Annotated in this window: 18 protein-coding genes; 5 read left to right on the forward strand and 13 right to left on the reverse strand. The window is 39.7% G+C overall.

Features of this window, described 5'->3' with window-relative positions:
• Positions 1–162 precede the first annotated feature (162 nt).
• Genes ACTJJG_RS00375 through ACTJJG_RS00415 form a run of 9 tightly spaced genes read right to left on the reverse strand, consistent with a single transcriptional unit; the run spans position 163 to position 7,921 of the window.
• Positions 163–1,119 carry a p-hydroxyphenylacetate 3-hydroxylase reductase component gene (locus tag ACTJJG_RS00375; RefSeq protein WP_080777148.1) on the reverse strand — a complete coding sequence of 319 codons (957 nt, stop codon included), beginning with the start codon at positions 1,117–1,119 and terminating at the stop codon, positions 163–165.
• A 45-nt stretch (positions 1,120–1,164) separates the two neighbouring features.
• Complete coding sequence (locus ACTJJG_RS00380; RefSeq protein WP_032056020.1) at positions 1,165–2,118, reverse strand: PDR/VanB family oxidoreductase; 954 nt, start codon at positions 2,116–2,118, stop codon at positions 1,165–1,167.
• A gap of 34 nt (positions 2,119–2,152) precedes the next feature.
• Complete coding sequence (locus tag ACTJJG_RS00385; RefSeq protein WP_032056019.1) at positions 2,153–2,890, reverse strand: SDR family NAD(P)-dependent oxidoreductase; 738 nt, start codon at positions 2,888–2,890, stop codon at positions 2,153–2,155.
• Positions 2,891–2,900: 10 nt separating this feature from the next.
• Positions 2,901–3,386, reverse strand: a complete 486-nt coding sequence (locus ACTJJG_RS00390) for an aromatic-ring-hydroxylating dioxygenase subunit beta (RefSeq protein ID WP_004701406.1) — start codon at positions 3,384–3,386, stop codon at positions 2,901–2,903.
• A gap of 10 nt (positions 3,387–3,396) precedes the next feature.
• A complete protein-coding gene (locus ACTJJG_RS00395; RefSeq protein WP_032056018.1) occupies positions 3,397–4,674 on the reverse strand; it encodes an aromatic ring-hydroxylating oxygenase subunit alpha in 1,278 nt (425 codons plus the stop codon).
• A 29-nt stretch (positions 4,675–4,703) separates the two neighbouring features.
• Positions 4,704–5,237 (reverse strand): nuclear transport factor 2 family protein, encoded by a 534-nt coding sequence (locus ACTJJG_RS00400; RefSeq protein WP_080777145.1) that lies wholly within the window; start codon positions 5,235–5,237, stop codon positions 4,704–4,706.
• A 4-nt stretch (positions 5,238–5,241) separates the two neighbouring features.
• Complete coding sequence (locus ACTJJG_RS00405; protein WP_000387554.1) at positions 5,242–5,601, reverse strand: hypothetical protein; 360 nt, start codon at positions 5,599–5,601, stop codon at positions 5,242–5,244.
• A gap of 25 nt (positions 5,602–5,626) precedes the next feature.
• The gene (locus tag ACTJJG_RS00410; RefSeq protein WP_081038559.1) at positions 5,627–6,775 is read right to left on the reverse strand and encodes an acyl-CoA dehydrogenase family protein; all 1,149 of its coding nucleotides are present in this window, start codon (positions 6,773–6,775) and stop codon (positions 5,627–5,629) included.
• 36 nt (positions 6,776–6,811) lie between these two features.
• Complete coding sequence (locus tag ACTJJG_RS00415) at positions 6,812–7,921, reverse strand: amidase (protein ID WP_032063722.1); 1,110 nt, start codon at positions 7,919–7,921, stop codon at positions 6,812–6,814.
• A gap of 149 nt (positions 7,922–8,070) precedes the next feature.
• On the opposite strand from ACTJJG_RS00415, the gene ACTJJG_RS00420 reads away from it, so the two are divergent.
• The 3 genes from ACTJJG_RS00420 to ACTJJG_RS00430 all read left to right on the forward strand — a co-directional run bounded on the left by ACTJJG_RS00420 (position 8,071) and on the right by ACTJJG_RS00430 (position 11,654).
• Entirely contained in the window at positions 8,071–8,538 is a 468-nt protein-coding gene (locus tag ACTJJG_RS00420; RefSeq protein ID WP_069119905.1) for a MarR family winged helix-turn-helix transcriptional regulator, read from the forward strand.
• 400 nt (positions 8,539–8,938) lie between these two features.
• On the forward strand, positions 8,939–10,288 hold the full coding sequence (locus ACTJJG_RS00425) for a spinster family MFS transporter (protein ID WP_017399597.1): 1,350 nt from the start codon (positions 8,939–8,941) through the stop codon (positions 10,286–10,288).
• 109 nt (positions 10,289–10,397) lie between these two features.
• On the forward strand, positions 10,398–11,654 hold the full coding sequence (locus ACTJJG_RS00430; RefSeq protein WP_032056015.1) for an OprD family outer membrane porin: 1,257 nt from the start codon (positions 10,398–10,400) through the stop codon (positions 11,652–11,654).
• 35 nt (positions 11,655–11,689) lie between these two features.
• Here ACTJJG_RS00430 and ACTJJG_RS00435 read toward each other — a convergent pair whose 3' ends face one another.
• The 4 genes from ACTJJG_RS00435 to ACTJJG_RS00450 are packed head-to-tail and all read right to left on the reverse strand — an operon-like array spanning position 11,690 to position 15,525.
• A complete protein-coding gene (locus ACTJJG_RS00435; protein WP_032046800.1) occupies positions 11,690–12,433 on the reverse strand; it encodes an SDR family oxidoreductase in 744 nt (247 codons plus the stop codon).
• 16 nt (positions 12,434–12,449) lie between these two features.
• Complete coding sequence (locus ACTJJG_RS00440) at positions 12,450–13,148, reverse strand: histidine phosphatase family protein (protein ID WP_013197682.1); 699 nt, start codon at positions 13,146–13,148, stop codon at positions 12,450–12,452.
• Positions 13,145–14,266 carry a phosphotransferase family protein gene (locus ACTJJG_RS00445; protein WP_032056014.1) on the reverse strand — a complete coding sequence of 374 codons (1,122 nt, stop codon included), beginning with the start codon at positions 14,264–14,266 and terminating at the stop codon, positions 13,145–13,147. The genes ACTJJG_RS00440 and ACTJJG_RS00445 overlap by 4 nt, the downstream gene beginning before the upstream one ends.
• 17 nt (positions 14,267–14,283) lie before the next feature.
• Positions 14,284–15,525 carry an acyl-CoA dehydrogenase family protein gene (locus ACTJJG_RS00450; RefSeq protein WP_032056013.1) on the reverse strand — a complete coding sequence of 414 codons (1,242 nt, stop codon included), beginning with the start codon at positions 15,523–15,525 and terminating at the stop codon, positions 14,284–14,286.
• Between the two features lie 89 nt (positions 15,526–15,614).
• Here ACTJJG_RS00450 and ACTJJG_RS00455 point away from each other — a divergent pair, with 89 nt between their 5' ends.
• Complete coding sequence (locus tag ACTJJG_RS00455) at positions 15,615–16,535, forward strand: LysR family transcriptional regulator (protein ID WP_032063721.1); 921 nt, start codon at positions 15,615–15,617, stop codon at positions 16,533–16,535.
• Between the two features lie 42 nt (positions 16,536–16,577).
• Positions 16,578–17,390, forward strand: a complete 813-nt coding sequence (gene pcaU / locus ACTJJG_RS00460; protein WP_002120879.1) for an IclR family transcriptional regulator PcaU — start codon at positions 16,578–16,580, stop codon at positions 17,388–17,390.
• Positions 17,391–17,422 lie beyond the last annotated feature (32 nt).

Consider the following 17,422-nt stretch of genomic DNA (forward strand, 5'->3'; position numbering starts at 1 on the left):
TTTGCGTTTGTGGTGGTGCACTGTCTTGGCTTATTTGCAATCTTGTTTTATTGATAAACAAATTGTGTGCCAAAAATTCCTTATCCTTGGAATTGTTTTGCTGATAGTCAGCTAGATGTAAAGAAGCTGATAAATCAATTTAATTTATCAGCTTAATGGGACTTATGCTACTCCTGCAAAATCTCGCAGCATGGTAATAAAAATATCCTTTTGCTCCTCAGAATACTTTTTAAACACCTCATTTTGGTGGCTGTCGGCAATATCAAATAAATACTGCGCTGTTTGTTTACCCTTTTCCGTCAGTGCGTATAAATTATCATGATCAACCAATAAGCCTTCAAATTTTAGAATTTCAGCCGATCTTTCAACTTCTTGCATTGGCATAGCAATATCACGCGGTAAATCTTCCTTACTTGAAGCAGTACCACTTGCCAAAACGAGCAAAAGACGTGATTCACTGGTACGGAAACCCGAAGCCATTTGCTTTGGAATATAGTCGGTTTGATAAGCTTTAAAAGCACGGCTCATCAAGTAGCAGACATTATTATATAAGTGCCCATAATGTGTTTGGTCTACGCCGTTCTCTTCAGTTTGCTTAACTTGAAGGCTTGGATGCGGCATGACACAAGAATATGCGCCTTGGTGGTAGACCAATGGGCTTCGACCTTGGTCATGGAAACGAACCACTTTACCAACAATAATCCAGTGGTCACCACCTTCAATCACTTGATAGCGTTCGCACTCAAATACCGCAGAACAATTTTCTAAAATAGGTGCACGTCCTGCACCAAGTTGAAAATTGGTCTCTGCAAATTTATCAATATTTCGTCTCGAAAACTTATTAGATAGCTCAATTTGCGTGCCTGATAAAATATTGACTGCAAAATGTGTTGCTTCTTCAAATACTGAAAAACTTGAAGACTTTTTATCAATGCTCCACAAAATAAGCGGTGGGTCGAGTGACACCGAGTTAAAACTATTTGCAGTTACACCGACTTTCTCACCTTGTGCATTTTGTGCAGTAACAATGGTAACGCCTGTTGCAAAATTTCCTAATGCTCGTCGGAACTGTAGTGGATCGACCGTAAACTCATCTATTTGTTGTAATACATTCATCATCTTTCTCCTAAACCTTCTCTTACATCCATATAAATCGCGAGAGCATTAGATATCTAAAACTAGTCTCGGTGTTTTAGAACGCGAACAGCACACTAATATTTGCTCATTGCTGGCTTTTTCTTCGTCAGTAAAATAAACATCTCGATGATCAGGTTCGCCTTCAATTACATCGCACATACAGGTTCCACATACGCCTTGCTCGCAAGACATTTCAATGTCGATGCCTTCTTTAGCCAAAGCCTGCAAAATGGTTTCACCAGCTTCAACCATAATGATTTTTCCGCTACGCTCAGCCACCACCTCGAATGAATCTCCAGAGATGTCTGTTTCAACTTGGAAATATTCTTTGTGGATTTGCTGCTCAGGAAAATCGTGAGTCGTGGCAAGGTTAATTACCCAGTCCATAAAACCGACTGGACCACAGGTATAAATATGACTTTCAGGATCAATATCTTTAATGGCAGATTCAAAAAATGCTCTGTGGCTTGCACCTTCGGATTTAAAATGGAAAGTTGTGTATTGTGCTAACTCACCATTTTTAATTTCATCAACAAAAGCACAGTTTTCTGGGCTAGCGCCGCAGTAGTGAAGCTCAAATGATTCGCCTTCATGTGCAAGTTGATATGCCATCGTGATTAACGGCGTAATCCCGATTCCACCGCCAATCAAGACACTGTGTTTGGCTTTTAAAAGTGGAAATAAATTTTTTGGCTCACTGACCTGAATTTGCATACCATCTTTAATTTCATCAAATGCAGAAATCGAGCCACCACGTGATTCAGGGTCACGTAAGATTCCAAGGCGAAACTTTCCTTCGTCATTTGGATTTTGGCAAAGCGAATACTGGCGCACCATACCATTCGGTAAGTGCACATCAATATGTGCACCGGGTTCAACCTTTGGTAATGCAGCAGAAGTTGCAGATTCAAACTCCATAACTGCAATATTTCCACCTTCCACATGGCGATTTTTAACGACAACATCATAAAGTGTAGTCATGATTTAACTCCCTTTTCATACCTAAGCTTGTGGCTTAGCGCATGAATAAACCACCGTTAATATCCCATGTTGCACCAGTCACAAAACTCGCATTTGGACTCGCAAGCAACCCACAAGTTTCAGCAATAAAATGCATACTTCCTAAGGCTTTAACCGGAATATTCTGGATGAACTGTTCCATTTTTTCGTCTGGCACCACACTATGAACGATCGGTGACTCCATCGGTCCCGGTGCAATCGCATTGACCGTAACACCTTTTGCCGCAAACTCTTTGGCAAAAATTTTGGTTAACGTCACAATGGCCCCTTTGGTTGCCGCGTAGTGTGCACCCGTTGCAGTACCGCCGTTTTGTCCCGCTAAAGACGCCATATTGATGATGCGTCCATAGCCTTTTTTAGCCATATATTGGCCAATAATTTGACAAGCCTGAAAGGTGCCGCGTTGGTTGACTTGGGTCACCCAATCAAAATCAGCTGCGGTAATTTCAAGTACTGGCGTTGCTTTAGTGACGGTAGCATTGTTAATCAACACATCAAGTTTAGAAAATTTCTCTTCAATCCATTGCACGGCAGCATGAAAATCTGCTTCGACAGAAATATCTAATTTCAAGGGAAACATATTTTGTGCATATTGACTTTGTGCCTTAGCGTTTTCAGCTTTTTCAAGCGTACTCGCTGACAAAATCACTTGATGACCGTGGCTCGCAAAATATTCAGCAATGACATTACCGAGTCCAGAAGCAGCACCTGTCACTAAAACAACTTGTTTCATGTTACCGCTCCTAAAGAATGTAGCTAATACCAGCTAAGGTATCGGTTGAGTTAACCAAATTAATGATTTTACGGTTAATCTTAAAACCTGTAGCCGCATCACGAGTTAGATGGTAGGTAATATCAGCTGTGTAATGCTTGAGGTTTTCTTTACGGAATTCACGTAAGTTTTGAGCACAACGTAAAACGATTTCATCATCTTGATCTTGAATCACTCGTACACGAGAAATGCTACGCACAGTATTTGCTTTAGGCGCTGTAGAAATCGCCTCACCATTTTCCAGACGCTCTACACGCAAAGTACGCATATGATTATCGTCATAGGCATAATTTAAGTTGTTTTCGTAGTCAGTGAGGTTCGGGTCAATTGGAATGATATAGACACCCTTTTCATTCCATAAATTAAGCCATTCACGGTACTCACTGTGGTCTAACATATCTGCTTCAGCCCAGATGAAAGCAGTGACTTCATTTAATAATTGCAGATTCATATTCATTGCTCTCTCCTTAAGCTTTCATCATCTTTTTCCACTGCTGATAGGCTGCACGCATACCTGTTTCAGCACTGACATCACTTTTTAAGCCATCTTCGGTTTTGACTTCGCCCGGTAAACCGCGGTTGAGCATGATCCATAAATCATTACCCGCATTTGCACCGTGTTGTACGCGCTCCCAAGCTTCCGAGTCATCTGGCGTACCAAAACCAAATGGACCTTGGAAATGTTCATGCAAACGTAAGCGATATTGGTTGGCAATTTGCGGACCACCGTCCATCGTAATCACCGAGTGATGAATTTCTGTTTCAGCCACTGAAATTGGCTGTAACACACGGAAGAACGCCATTGAACATGCAATATTTGGGAATAAATTTAAGTTAAAGCCAGAACCACCAACTGCTCGAACAATACGGCGTACTTCTAACTCTTCATGGCCTTCGTCGCGCAAAGCTTGAGCCAAGTCTTCAAAGCGCTCTTGAATTGGTCGCTCCATAAGCTCTTCGTCTAGATCAACCAGTTCAGGAATCATCACCATAACACTGTGACCATTACCTAATTCTTCAACAAAGCCCGGCTGATTTTCGAAGTTAAAGAGTTCTTCTGTTTTTTCATCTACAGAACTTAAGAATGACTTATGTACCAACGGGAAGTGATATGCATCAGTGGTATTTTCAAGCTGGATTTTCCAGTTACCCGGAAAACGGAAACGGTGTTCACCCAACACTTTAATTGGATAACCCGCGCCTTGTTTCATAAACAGGTCAATCCATTTTTTTGCAGGTCCAAGGAACTCTTCAAGAGGCTGAATATCTTCTTTAAATGAAGCGAAGATCATGCCGTTATATTCTTCTACACGTAGACTCACCAACGGTAATTCTGACTTATCTAAACAATCGCCGTAACTTTCTGGAGATGGCACACCACGTAAACTGCCATCAAGTGCATAACTCCAACCGTGGTACGGGCATACAAAACTATTGGTTTTTCCTTTTTTATGTTCGCATACGGTTGCTGCACGGTGACGGCAACGGTTTAAAAGTACATGGACTTTCTTTTTACGGTCACGCACCACAACCACAGGTTGTTTACCGATATTAATGGTTTTATAGCTTCCGCCTTCCGGAATTTCGCTGGCATGTGCAACCCACACCCAAGTGCTATAAAAGATTTTTTCCATTTCTTCATCAAAAATGCGTTCATCTTTATAAAGAGAAGTATGCGCACGGTCACTTTGAACCAAAGCATCGTAATCAATACCAATGTTATGCGTTGGGATAATACTGTTCATATTAATAGTCCTTTTAAATATGTCCTGGGTCATTCCTGGGAAGGTACCGGCAACTCGGCTTCACTGTGCCAATGCGATACGGGACGACTGAAAATATTCTGTGTTTGGAAATGTTTAATTTTCCATGTTCCATCTGCTTGCTTATGAAACTTCACGTTGAGCTTTGCTGCATTTGAGTGACTACGGCCATCTTTAAACGTTGAAGTCTGCAACATGAGCCAAGAAGCATTTGCATCATTTTGATTTACATAAATTTGTTCTGAATTTACAAAGTGTGCATTCATAACAAAGTGAGATTCTTTTTGGGTATAGCTTTTAAACATGTCGTAAATCGACTGCCAAGAATCATAACGGCCAAAGGATTTGGCATATTTCTCACCAATACCTTCCCAAATACAGTCTTGATCAAAAAGATTCATCAGCTCATCAAGATCTGTATTTGCATTGAGCTCATCGCAGATTTCCATATAACGGTTCAGACAATTACGAATGGCGTTATGCGCTTCTAACTCTTCTAGTCGCTCTAAGATTTCTACAATATTCACTTTGTCATTCATTGCCATCGCCTTAACGTTGGATAATTAATTCACGCCCAACACGCGCTTCAACTTTGCAATATTTCCAAAGTTTGTATGGCCCTTCACCCACTACGGTCGTTCTAAACAAGTTACAAGCGGCATGTACGGTTTCAATATCCGGAACATCAGCAAGCAAGTAGGTTGTCCAAGGCCAACCAGCACTTGGACCAACCATGCTTTGGTCATCATCAAGATTTCCAAAAACATGTACGCCCGGTAAGTCATGAATGCCATTCCACATTTCACCAAACGCGGCCCAAACTGCTTTTGCTTCAGCAGGTTCCGCGTCAAAAAAGTTTTGGTTAATACCCATGCAGAACAAAACGCGTAATGATTTTTTAGCTTCCATTTCAATATCCTTTTAAAAATTAAACTTATAAATAACCTGGAGTTGGTTTTAACCCGAAACTGATTGAGCCTGCATTTTGTAAAGTCGCATCGCCCATAAAGGCATGCTGAGTCACCACGTTGGTGTCATTCACAAAACGGCTAAATGGATTGTTGGTATAGATCGCCGTCATGCCCGCGAGCATTTGCATTTTTCGGGTGACTTTGGCGCAAACTCGCGCTGCATGTGTACATGCCAAACGCATATCGCTAATTTGTTCAGCAGTTGCTTCACGACCAGCAATAATTTCATTCCAGACAATATCCATGGTTTGATAAAACCAAGATTTTGCAGCCTGAAATTCTGCATCTGCCTGAGCAAACTCATATTGAGTCACTGGGCGGTTGGCAATTTCTGAACCGCCTGTAATGGATGCTTTACCCGGCGCCAGTTTTTCAAATTCTTCTAATGCGGCAGCTGCAACCCCAATACCCACCACGGTTAATACTTGAGTCGCTAAAGAAAGCGACGGATATTTAAAAAATGGTTCGCTTAGTTTTGAAGGTTCACCACGTACAAAGGTCCATTTCTTTTCGACCAATACATCTTCAACGACTAAATCATGACTTCCCGTACCTTTTAGGCCAACTGTGTCCCAAGTCATTTCAATTTTGGCTTTTTTCGCAGGCATCACTGCCATGCGAGGTAAGCCTTGCATTTCATTATTTTTAAGCGGTGAAATCCCCACGCCAACAATGTCAGCTCCCATACAACCGCTGGAAAATTTCCATCTTCCACGCACCACCACACCTTCATCGGTAATTTCGGCAGGTTGGGGTGGAAAAATACCTCCGGCAAACACCACATCTGGCCCGTTTTGGTATAACTCTTTAAGCGTTTCTTCTGGCAAACTTCCTAAATACGCAGGGCTCATACCGAAACTTGCCACCCAACCCACTGAACCATCAGCTTTAGATAAAGTCTCGATCAACTCACAAAATTGCCGAGGAGACCATTCTTCACCGCCAAAACGTTTAGGCACCAAGGCACGATAAACACCAATCTGTTTAAGTTTTTCGATAATGTCTTGGCTCACGTAGGCCTGATTATCAAACTCACCTGCACAGGCACGCTCACGAATTTCTTGGCACAAAGCATCTAAGTCAACTGCTTTGTCTTGAGAAGCAAACTCCATTTTAGACAACTTATTCATCATCTAACTCCTTGTAATTTATTGCATTGCATCAACACAAAATTTAGCTATAGCGCATAATTGCTCATCTTTTTGATGCTTCGATACGATCTGTAAACCCACTGGTAAACCTTCACTGGTTTCAAGTGGCACTGAAATGGCTGGATGACCTGATAAATTAAATGGTCGAACTAAAGCTGTAAGATTCAAAAAAGCAACCGTGTTTTCAGCTTCAGAAACTTTCGGTGGAATTTGCGGAAGTGTCGGTAGAACCAATGCATCATATTTTTCTAATAAAGCATCGAGTTCTTGGGTCAACTGTGCTCTCACAACTTCTGCTTGTTTCACTTGCTCTAAAGTTGTTGCGGCAGCTTTTAATAAACGACCATTTACATCAGAACCAATTAAGCCCGTTTGAGTTAATTCACCAAAAGCTTGCCAATTTTCATAATTAATAATCTGCATGCCTGCGTCATAAGCCGCTTCAAAGTATTCAACTTTTTTTAAAACGGTCTCTAAATTCGCTTTTTGAAATGCTTGATAAATACAATTCCAAACAACGTCATCTGCGCTTACATCCAAAACAGCAAGTTTTGGTGCGCTAGTACATGCAGAAGGCTTGAAAGTTGGATCAATAATTTGCATGGCCTTTTCAATCATCTCGACTGAATTTGCAAAAGGACCAACGCAATCCAGAGAACTTGACGGCGGATATACGCCTTTTCTGCTAACACGGCCAAAAGTCGGTTTTAAACCAAAAACTCCGCAGCATGCGGCAGGCATACGAATAGAGCCACCCGTGTCTGTGCCTAGAGTAAAGTCAGCTTGTTTAGCAGCAACTGCCGCAGCCGAACCACTTGAAGATCCGCCTGGGATAAGTTCAGGATATTTAGGATTGATGGGTGTACCAAAAGCGTGATTAATGCCTGTAATACCAAAAGCCAATTCATGCAAATTTGTTTTCGCAATAATTTCACAATCTGCTTTTAGAATGTTTTTAACTACTTCAGCATCATCTTGAGCAGGTTCAACATTTAATAAAGCTCGACTGCCAGCAATGGTTTTTAGACCTTGAATATCAATTGTGTCTTTCACCATGACCTTGAGCTTGCCACTTCCTTTGTGCACGCTTTGGCTAACAATATTCATTCACTTTTCCATGTATTTTTATTCATTAATTAAAATATCGGAAAATTTAATGGAATTGTCAAGTATTTTTTATAATTTGTTCTCAAGGAAATATGCAAAATTTTGTTTATAATAGGATTACCCTTTTTTCACTAAGTTATTGCTTAGCTATGCTTGATCATTTAGAACAATTTCTTCCTAATAAAGAACCGTCGAGTATTCAAAATTTTCCTTTTTTTTGGGTTTCCCAAGTGAATGGAAAGTATTCACAACTGATTGAAAAATCAATAAAAAAGCTAGGTGTTGATAATACACGCCGTAAAATTATTTTAAGTACTAATGCCCTTGGGGAAGCCAGTATTACCGACATTGCCAATCTTTCTACTTTAAAGTTAACGACGGCCACAAAAGCTGTATATCGCTTGGTAGAAGATGGAATTGTCGAGGTCTACTCTTCTACTTCTGATGAACGGATCTCGATGGTGAAATTAACGGCCAAAGGTATTGAGCTGGTTGAACAGATTAATCAAATTAGTGTGGTCACCTTGGCAGGCATCCTGAATGCTTTTTCAGAAGACGAGCTACATAATTTAAATACCCAGTTAAAGAAATTATTTGACCTGATGCCATCCAGCTAAATATTTCTCATTATGATAAATTAGCTCTCTTAGAGCAGTTAAAAATTTCTTTTTCTTTAGCTGCTCTTTCGTTAAAACAATAAAAATTAATAAAATCAAATTCTTATATCATAAATTTATCTGTATATAATTACTTAACATACTTTTTAGGTATTCTAACATACTCAATAAGTAATGGAATTTTACATATAAAAAGAAAATAATAATTCCATGATCTTAAAAATCCCATTAACTCCTAATTGGGTTTAGACGCACTCTTCCGGTCTGTACGAGACCAAATTACTCATTTCTAGCCTATTTATTATTCTTATCTAAAAGGGGGAAATATCGAAAACTTTAGAGGAATAATAAAAGTTAGATATCAATTTCTTTAAGCGTTTTATACATAAGGATTAAGTGTATGAACCAAAGTAATATCGCTGTTGAAAGGACACAGAAGAAAAGCAATGCATATGCATGGTATGTGGTCATACTTTGTATGTTGGCATATATATTTTCATTTATTGACCGCCAAATTCTGGCGCTGATGATTGAACCCATCAAAGCAGATCTCCAGCTTTCAGATACACAATTTAGCTTGTTACATGGCCTCGCCTTCTCACTGTTTTATGCGGTTATGGGTTTACCACTCGCCTACATTGCCGATCGTTTTTCACGACCAAAACTAATTTCAATCGGGATTATTGTTTGGAGTCTGGCAACAGCAACTTGCGGTTTAAGTAAAAACTTTATTCAACTGTTCTTAAGCCGTATGGCGGTAGGTGTCGGTGAAGCGGCTTTATCTCCAGCGGCTTATTCAATGTTTAGCGACATGTTTAGTAAAGACAAACTAGGGCGTGCTGTCGGGATCTATTCAATTGGCGCTTTTTTAGGTGGAGGTATTGCCTTCTTAGTTGGCGGTTATGTCATTAACCTGCTTAAAGGTGTGACACTCATTGAGGTTCCTTTATTGGGTGCGCTTAAAGCATGGCAAATTGCCTTTTTAGTGGTAGGTTTACCCGGCATCATTATTGGTTTGCTATTTATTCTGACCGTTAAAGACCCTGCACGTAAAGGCCAACAACTCAACCAAAATGGACAAGTTGACCAAGTTAAATTCACACAATGTCTTCAGTTTATTAAAAAACATTCGAAAACATTTGCTTGTCATTATTTAGGTTTTACCTTTTATGCAATGGCACTCTATAGCCTAACTAGCTGGACACCTGCATTTTATATTCGTAAGTTTCAACTCGCGCCGACTGAAACAGGCTATATGCTTGGTACCATTCTGTTAGTCGCAAATACATTAGGCGTATTTTGTGCAGGCTGGCTAAATGACTGGTTTATCAAAAAAGGCCGTCAAGATGCGCCGATGTTCACGGGTGTAATTGGTATTGTTGGCCTGATTATTCCAATTGCATTTTTTACCCAAACAGATCAGCTTTGGCTTTCAGTTAGCTTACTGATTCCTGCAATGTTCTTTGCATCTTTCCCTCTAGTGATTTCAGCAACTGCTTTGCAAATGTTAGCCCCAAACCAGTTTAGAGCACGCCTTTCTGCCCTCTTCCTTTTAGTCAGTAACTTAATTGGACTCGGTATTGGCACAACACTGGTAGCCATTATTACAGATAAAGTTTTTGGTAGCCCATTAATGGTGGGTTCTTCTTTATCTATTGTGGGTGGTTTGTCTTGTGTACTGGCTTTAATTCTACTTTTTAAAGGCTGCAAATTCTTTAGTGAAAGCATGAAGCTTGAAAAATTAAATTAATAGGTCTCACCAATTGCAAAAATGTACTCTCTAACTAAACGCTTAGAGAGTACCAAAATATTCAAAATTACGTAGTGCCGAGGATTGGCATACATCTGGGAAATGGATTATGGAATTATTTCAGCGTTTTAAACCACGCACTTTAGCTGTTGCTACTTTATTACTGATGTGCAGCAACTCATGGGCTGCAAATCCAAATCAGCAAACTGAAGATGAATGGAAATTCACTTTAAAAAATGCCTATATCAACCGTGATTTTGATAATGATGCACTCAAAGATACTGGCAGTTGGTCTCAGGCAGCGTCATTATTTTATAAATCGAAAATGCATGACACTCCGCTGCAAATTGCAAACAAACCGATTACGATTGGGGCTGATGCTTCTGTCCAATACGCCGTGCGCTTGAGTTCAGACAAACATGTTGCGGATACAGTTTTGCCTTTTAATAAAGAAACGCAATCTCAGGCTTCAGACTATCTAAAATACGGCGCGACTTTAAAGCTGGGTTATGACAAAACTCTTTTACGTGTCGGTGAACTCTGGCTAGATTTACCTGTAACTGCCGTAGATGCTAGTCGTCAGTTACTCACTTCGTATTGGGGAACCAACCTAAAGTCACAACTTTCAGACCAACTCTACGCAGAAATTGGTCGGGTTGAAAAAGTCTCTCCACGAAATGAAGAAGACTTTAAAAAGTTTTCTTTCACATCAAATGGGATTACTAAAGAATCTGATGGGTTAAATTATATTGACCTACGTTATCAATTCACGCCGTCTTTGAAGGGCGAATACTATTTTGGTAATTTAGAAGATCTGTATAACAAACACTATATAGGACTTGAACATACGTGGAAACAGCCAAGTTTTGCTCTGACCTCTAAGTTTAAATACTTCAATGCAAAAGATGATGGCAATACCTTTGATATTGATGCGCAGAACATTGGATTACTTGAAACGGTTAAAGTAAAAAACCATACCTTTGGTTTAGGTTACCAACAGATTATTGGTGAATCGGCTTACCCATTACCAGATGGTTTTTTACCAGAGACGTATTTCATTAACTGGAACGCTACAGGCTTTTTTAAAGAGGATGAAAAGTCTTACCACGTCATGTATGGCTACGATTTTAAAGATTATGTACCGGGCCTAAATGCGATGGTGAAATATGTTTACGGACATGACTTTAAAGCAGCCAATGGTGAAAAAAACCACGAAACCGAGTCAAATGTGATTTTAAACTACGCATTTCAGCAACCGTTCCTAAAAGGCGTGGCCCTGCAATATATTCGTATTGATTACAATGTAAAACATGGCAATGACTTTGGTGAAGATCGCTTGTTTGTCAATTACACTAAAAAATTCTAAATAAAAAATACCCCCTAAACTTTAGGGGGTATTTTTTATCCTAATTTATTGACCAACTTTAATGGTAAAACCTTCATAGCAATACTCATTGGTAACCACGGCCACTGTGGCACATAAGCTTTTACAGGTTGTTTTTCGATAGCTTTTACTAAAGCTTTACATCCTGTTTTGGCGTCAACTTCAAAAGGTAAATGTTTAGCACCTTCATTCATTTCAGTTCGGATGTAACCCGGGAAAATGGTGGAGACTTTAATTGGGGTATCCAGTAATTCAGCACGGATACCCTCGGCCAAGTGAGCAACTGCAGCTTTACTTGCCGCATAAGTCGATAAATGTTTTGGTAATCCGCGCATCGCACTCATGGATGACATCACCACCAAATGACCAGCGTTTTGCTCTCTAAAAATTTCAGTCGCCGCCTCACACTGTGCTAAGGCAGAGATAAAGTTTGTTTCAGCTGTGGCTCTGTTAATTTCAAAATTACCTTTACCAATACGACGACCATTTCCGACTCCCGCATTTACAATAATTCGGTCTAAATAGCCAAATTCTTGTTTAAAGGCACGAAATACTTCAAAAACCTGATCGTAATTAGTTACGTCCAGACTTTTTGCAATGACTTTAATACCGTACTGATTTTCAAGTTCAGTTTTTAAAGTCTCTAATCGGTCTAAACGGCGTGCACAAATCGCTAAGTTATAGCCTTTGGCTGCAAATTCATGCGCCATACCCGCGCCCAATCCAGAACTTGCACCTGTAATTAAAATTGTCTTTGCCATGCTTTTATCCTTATTTTTAAATCCATGTCAGTAAATCTGGACGTTCAGCTTTTATAAAATGATGTTCATTTAAACTTAACACCTGAGCTTCATTTCCAACCAAACGCAAAGTCGTGAGGCTTGTATTCGCGATTGCCCAATTCAACGCAAAAGTTCGATTAGGGCTAAGTTCAAGCAATTTTCCGATTGCTACAGAAATCACACCACCAGAGGTAAAAACCACTGCATAGCGAGGTTTAGTTTTTGCTAACTCATCACAAAGTTGCTGCAATGCTGTTTCGACTCTTTCTTTAAAGTGTGGCCAAGACTCATCATACTCATGATGAAAATCGCCATCTGTCCATCGTCCAATGGCGCCTTCAAATATTTTGGCAAGATAAGCACGCGGGTTTTGTTCTTGTGCAACATCAGCTTTTAAAAGTTCAGGCTGTTCAAAACGCGGTTCATAGCGGGCAAAAACCTGCTGATGATTAAACTCATTCCATAAATTATTATGATGAATTACCGCATCTGGGAAGCATTCATTGAGTGCGAGCTTTGCAGTTTGCTCGTGGCGCTGCATGGTTCCTGCAACCACATACGGTTGTTCTTTCAATATTTGCTTAAAATATTGGCCTAATAAAGTCGCTTGAGCTTCACCATTTTCAGACAACTCATCATAATTACTTTTACCAAATGATGCCTGACCATGTCTTACCAGATAAATTGTGGTCATTTTCTTAAAATACCCTGTATTTTCTGTAGAGATTGCTGAGCAAATTCGGATTCTTGCAGTTTTTGCTGCGCGATAAGTTTTAAAGCTCGAATATGTAGCGCATGAATGACAACCCAGAAATCTTTAAAAGCGGGGTTTCGGGTTTGTTTATGGTAATAACGATAATAGATTTGCTGGGCAATCACGGCTAAACGGAATACACCGAAGACTTCATAAAAAGCCCAGTTTTGAGGCTCCAGACCTGTTTTTTGCAAATAATAGTCAACGACTTCTTTTCGAGAGAACATTCCCTTTAAGTGAGTAGGCTGACGGCGTGTTGATCTAAAAATCATATTATCCGTAGGCTCGACCCAATAGGCCAAAGCGCTACCCAAATCCATTAATGGATCACCCAAAGTCGCCATTTCCCAATCCAATACACCAATCACTTCTGTTGGATGCTCTGGATCTAAAATCACATTATCAAAACGCCAATCATTGTGAATAATACAAGTCGTAGAGTCTTGAGGGATATTATCATTTAGCCATTTTCGGACATATTTAAATGAAGGAACATTGATTGTGCGGACTTTCTCATAGCGCTTATCCCAACCTTCAACTTGTCTACGGCAATATCCTGTTCCTTTACCTAGTTCAGCTAAAGGGGTGTTCTGATAAGGAACTTGATGCAGTTCAATCAACTTATCAATAACGTTTACACAAAGTTGATGAACATCTTCCTCATTAAAACCAAGTTCAGGCGGTAATTTTGCACGAGGAATAATGCCTTCAATTCGTTCCATGACATAAAAATCACAGCCAATGACCGACTCATCCTGACAAAGTGCCACCATTTTAGGAAGTACTGGATAATAAGGTGCAAGGTTTTTCTGCACCATATATTCACGGGCCATATCGTGGGCCGACTTCGCTTTTGTTCCTTTAGGAGGACGTCGTAAAATTAAATCGGTATTTTCATATTTTAAACGATAAGTCCAATTCGACGCCCCGCCCGTATATTGAGTAACAACTGCTGGGCCAACCAACTCAACACCTTGGTTCTTTAACCAGTTTTCAACTGCCCCAATATCAAGCTCTTCACCTTCACGTACTTCACCGCCTACATCAATTACCGACATATTCACTTCCTTTAAGCTTATACTTTCTTATGACGACCATAACCACGTTTGGCCAACTCTAATTTGGCAATCATGCCTTTATGCACTTCATCCGGACCATCAGCTAAACGTAAACTGCGTGCTTGGGCAAAGAAACCTGTTAATGGTGTATCTCTTGAAACGCCCGCACCGCCATGTAGCTGAATCGCCATATCGACTACTTTTTCTAAAACACTCGGAGCGACCACTTTAATTGCAGATATTTCTGTTAAAGCAGCCATATTTCCTAAAGTATCCATTTTATAAGCAGCATACAAGGTTAAAAGTCTGGCTTGATCTATAGCTACTCGAGCATCAGCCACGCGTTCGAGGTTTCCACCGAGTTTTAAAATTTCTTTGCCAAACGCCGTTCTAGACATGCCTCTATCGACCATGAGTTCTAGTGCTTTTTCAGCAGCTCCAATACAGCGCATGCAATGGTGAATACGCCCTGGACCTAAACGGCCTTGTGCAATTTCAAAACCTTGCCCCGCTCCACCAATAAAGTTTTCAATAGGTACTCGAACATTATTAAAGTGAACCTCACCGTGTCCATGCGGTGCATCGTAGTCACCAAACACAGGTAACATACGTTGAATTTCAATACCTGCCGTATCAATCGGTACTAAAACCATAGAGTGTTGATGATGACGGTCTTTGGTTTCATCAGGGGTATGTGCCATAAAAATAATGACTTTAGCATTTGGGTCACCTAAACCAGACGACCACCATTTTTTGCCATTTAAAACAATTTCATTACCGTCGATGAGTGCAGTCGCTTGCATGTTGGTTGCATCGCTTGACGCAACATCAGGTTCAGTCATGCAAAAAACCGAACGAATTTTTCCGTCCAATAAAGGGTGTAACCATTGCTGTTTTTGCTGCTCACTGCCATAGCGCCATAACAATTCCATATTTCCTGTATCTGGTGCATTACAGTTAAAAACGGTTGGTGCCAATAAACTGCGGCCAGTCAATTCAGCAATATGCGCATACTCTTGAACTGATAACCCAGCACCCAGCTTTTCATCGGGTAAAAACATATTCCAAAGACCGGCTTGTTTAGCTTTAGATTTCAAAGTTTCTAAAAGGTCTGGCCATTGCCATTTTTTCCAGTTTCCATCTGGATTTAGCTCATGAACCTCTTCCCAAAATTTTGCTTCGATAGGTTCTATTTCTTCTAAAATAAATTTTCTTGTTCGCTCAGCAAAATCTTGAGCTTTCTTTGAAAGTTCAAACATTCTTTTTTCCTTCACATCATTATCCGGTCTTTACATCAACATAACTTGAAACTTAATATGAATGAAATGATTTTATTAAATAACACCTCATGAATAATATTCATAACTTGCATGGCCTCGACTTAAGTTTTTTTCACCGAATTGATATCAATTTATATCCGCTTTTTATCGCAATTTATGAGCAAAAAAGTATTTCGAATGCTGCAAGTAGTCTCAATATTACGCAGTCAGCAGCAAGTCATGCTTTGCAACGTTTACGCCAGCAACTTGAAGATGATGTATTCATACGAGTAGGCAATAAAATGTCTGCCACTCCTTTTGCCGAGCAGATTTACCCAACTGTTAAGCAAGCACTTTTAACGATTCAAAATATTAGCCAACAGAAACATGTCTTTGATCCAACCAGTTTAAAAAGCTTAAAAATCGCCGTTCATGATGAGATTGAACCGATTATTCTTCCAAGGCTTTCTCAACATTTTCAAAATCTTAATTTAGATTTGCAGTTTGTGAGTATGAAGCTAGATCGAAAACATATTATGACTGACTTGGCGACACAACAGCTCGATTTCGTGATTGACCTAGAACAATATTTATCACCCAAAATTACCTTTGATCATTTGGTAACAGACGAGTTCGTCATTTGCAGTCAACTTAAAGAAGTCGATTTATCTACATACATCAGTGGTAGGCATATTGGTGTTTCATCACGCCGTACGGGCGCTTTACTTGAAGATATTTATTTAAACCAGCATCAAAAAATTTCAAGAAATGTATTTATGCGCTGTCAAAACTACTCAACGGCATTACAAGTTTTGGCAGCTCAAGCCAACGCAATCCTGACCATGCCTCGTATGATTTTGCAGCATTTGTCTTATAGTCCTGAAATTTGCTTACATTCTCTGCCTTTTGAGATGACCAATATTAAAATGGGTATGTTTTGGCACGAAGATTTAAGGGATAATTTAAGACATCAATTTTTGCGACATGAAATTATTAAACTTTTTCATTAAAGCAAATTGATCTACTAAGCTTCTATCGTACAAGGACCAGTAATGAGTAAAGATGAACGGATAATCCAGAATCAGGACAACAAAAAAACGATTCGTCATGAAGATTACATTGCTGGCATTGGTAAAGGCATGGCGATTTTAGATAGCTTTAGTAGTAATCAACATCGTTTAAACATTTCTATGGCTGCTGAAAAAACTGGGCTTACCCGAGCGGCAGCAAGACGCCATTTATTAACTTTAGAATATTTAGGGTATCTTGAGTCAGATGGTCACTATTATTATTTAACCCCTAAAGTACTCAAATTTTCAGGAGCTTATTTAGGTGCAGCTCAGCTTCCAAAAGTGTCCCAGCCGTTATTAAACCTTCTAACTAACCAGACTTCCCTTATTTATTCAGTGATGGTACTTGATGGTTATGAAGCCATTACCATTGCCCGTAGTGCTGCCCACCAACAAACTGACCGAGTAAATCCATATGGTTTGCACTTGGGTAACCGTCTGCCTGCTCATGCGACATCTGCGGGTAAAATTTTACTGGCACATTTAAGCCAAGAAGAACAATTGGACTGGCTCCAAAAATATCCTCTTCAGCGTTTAACTAAATATACGCATGTCGAAAATGATAAATTTTTAGAGTTACTACAAGAGATTCGAGAACAAGATTGGTGTTATTCGCGTGAAGAACACGAATTAGGAGTTCATGCGCTCGCCGTACCAATTTATGGACAAGACTTTAAAGTGGTTGCAGCTTTAAATATTGTTTCTCCAACTATGAAAACAACTGAAGAATATTTAATTCAACATATTCTGCCTTTATTGCAAGAGACTTCGCGGGATTTGAGACAAGTTCTTTAAATCTTGCTTAGGCTATTTTATAGGGTTAATTT

The organism is Acinetobacter sp. 22512 (genome assembly GCF_052044755.1).
Lineage (GTDB): Bacteria > Pseudomonadota > Gammaproteobacteria > Pseudomonadales > Moraxellaceae > Acinetobacter > Acinetobacter pittii.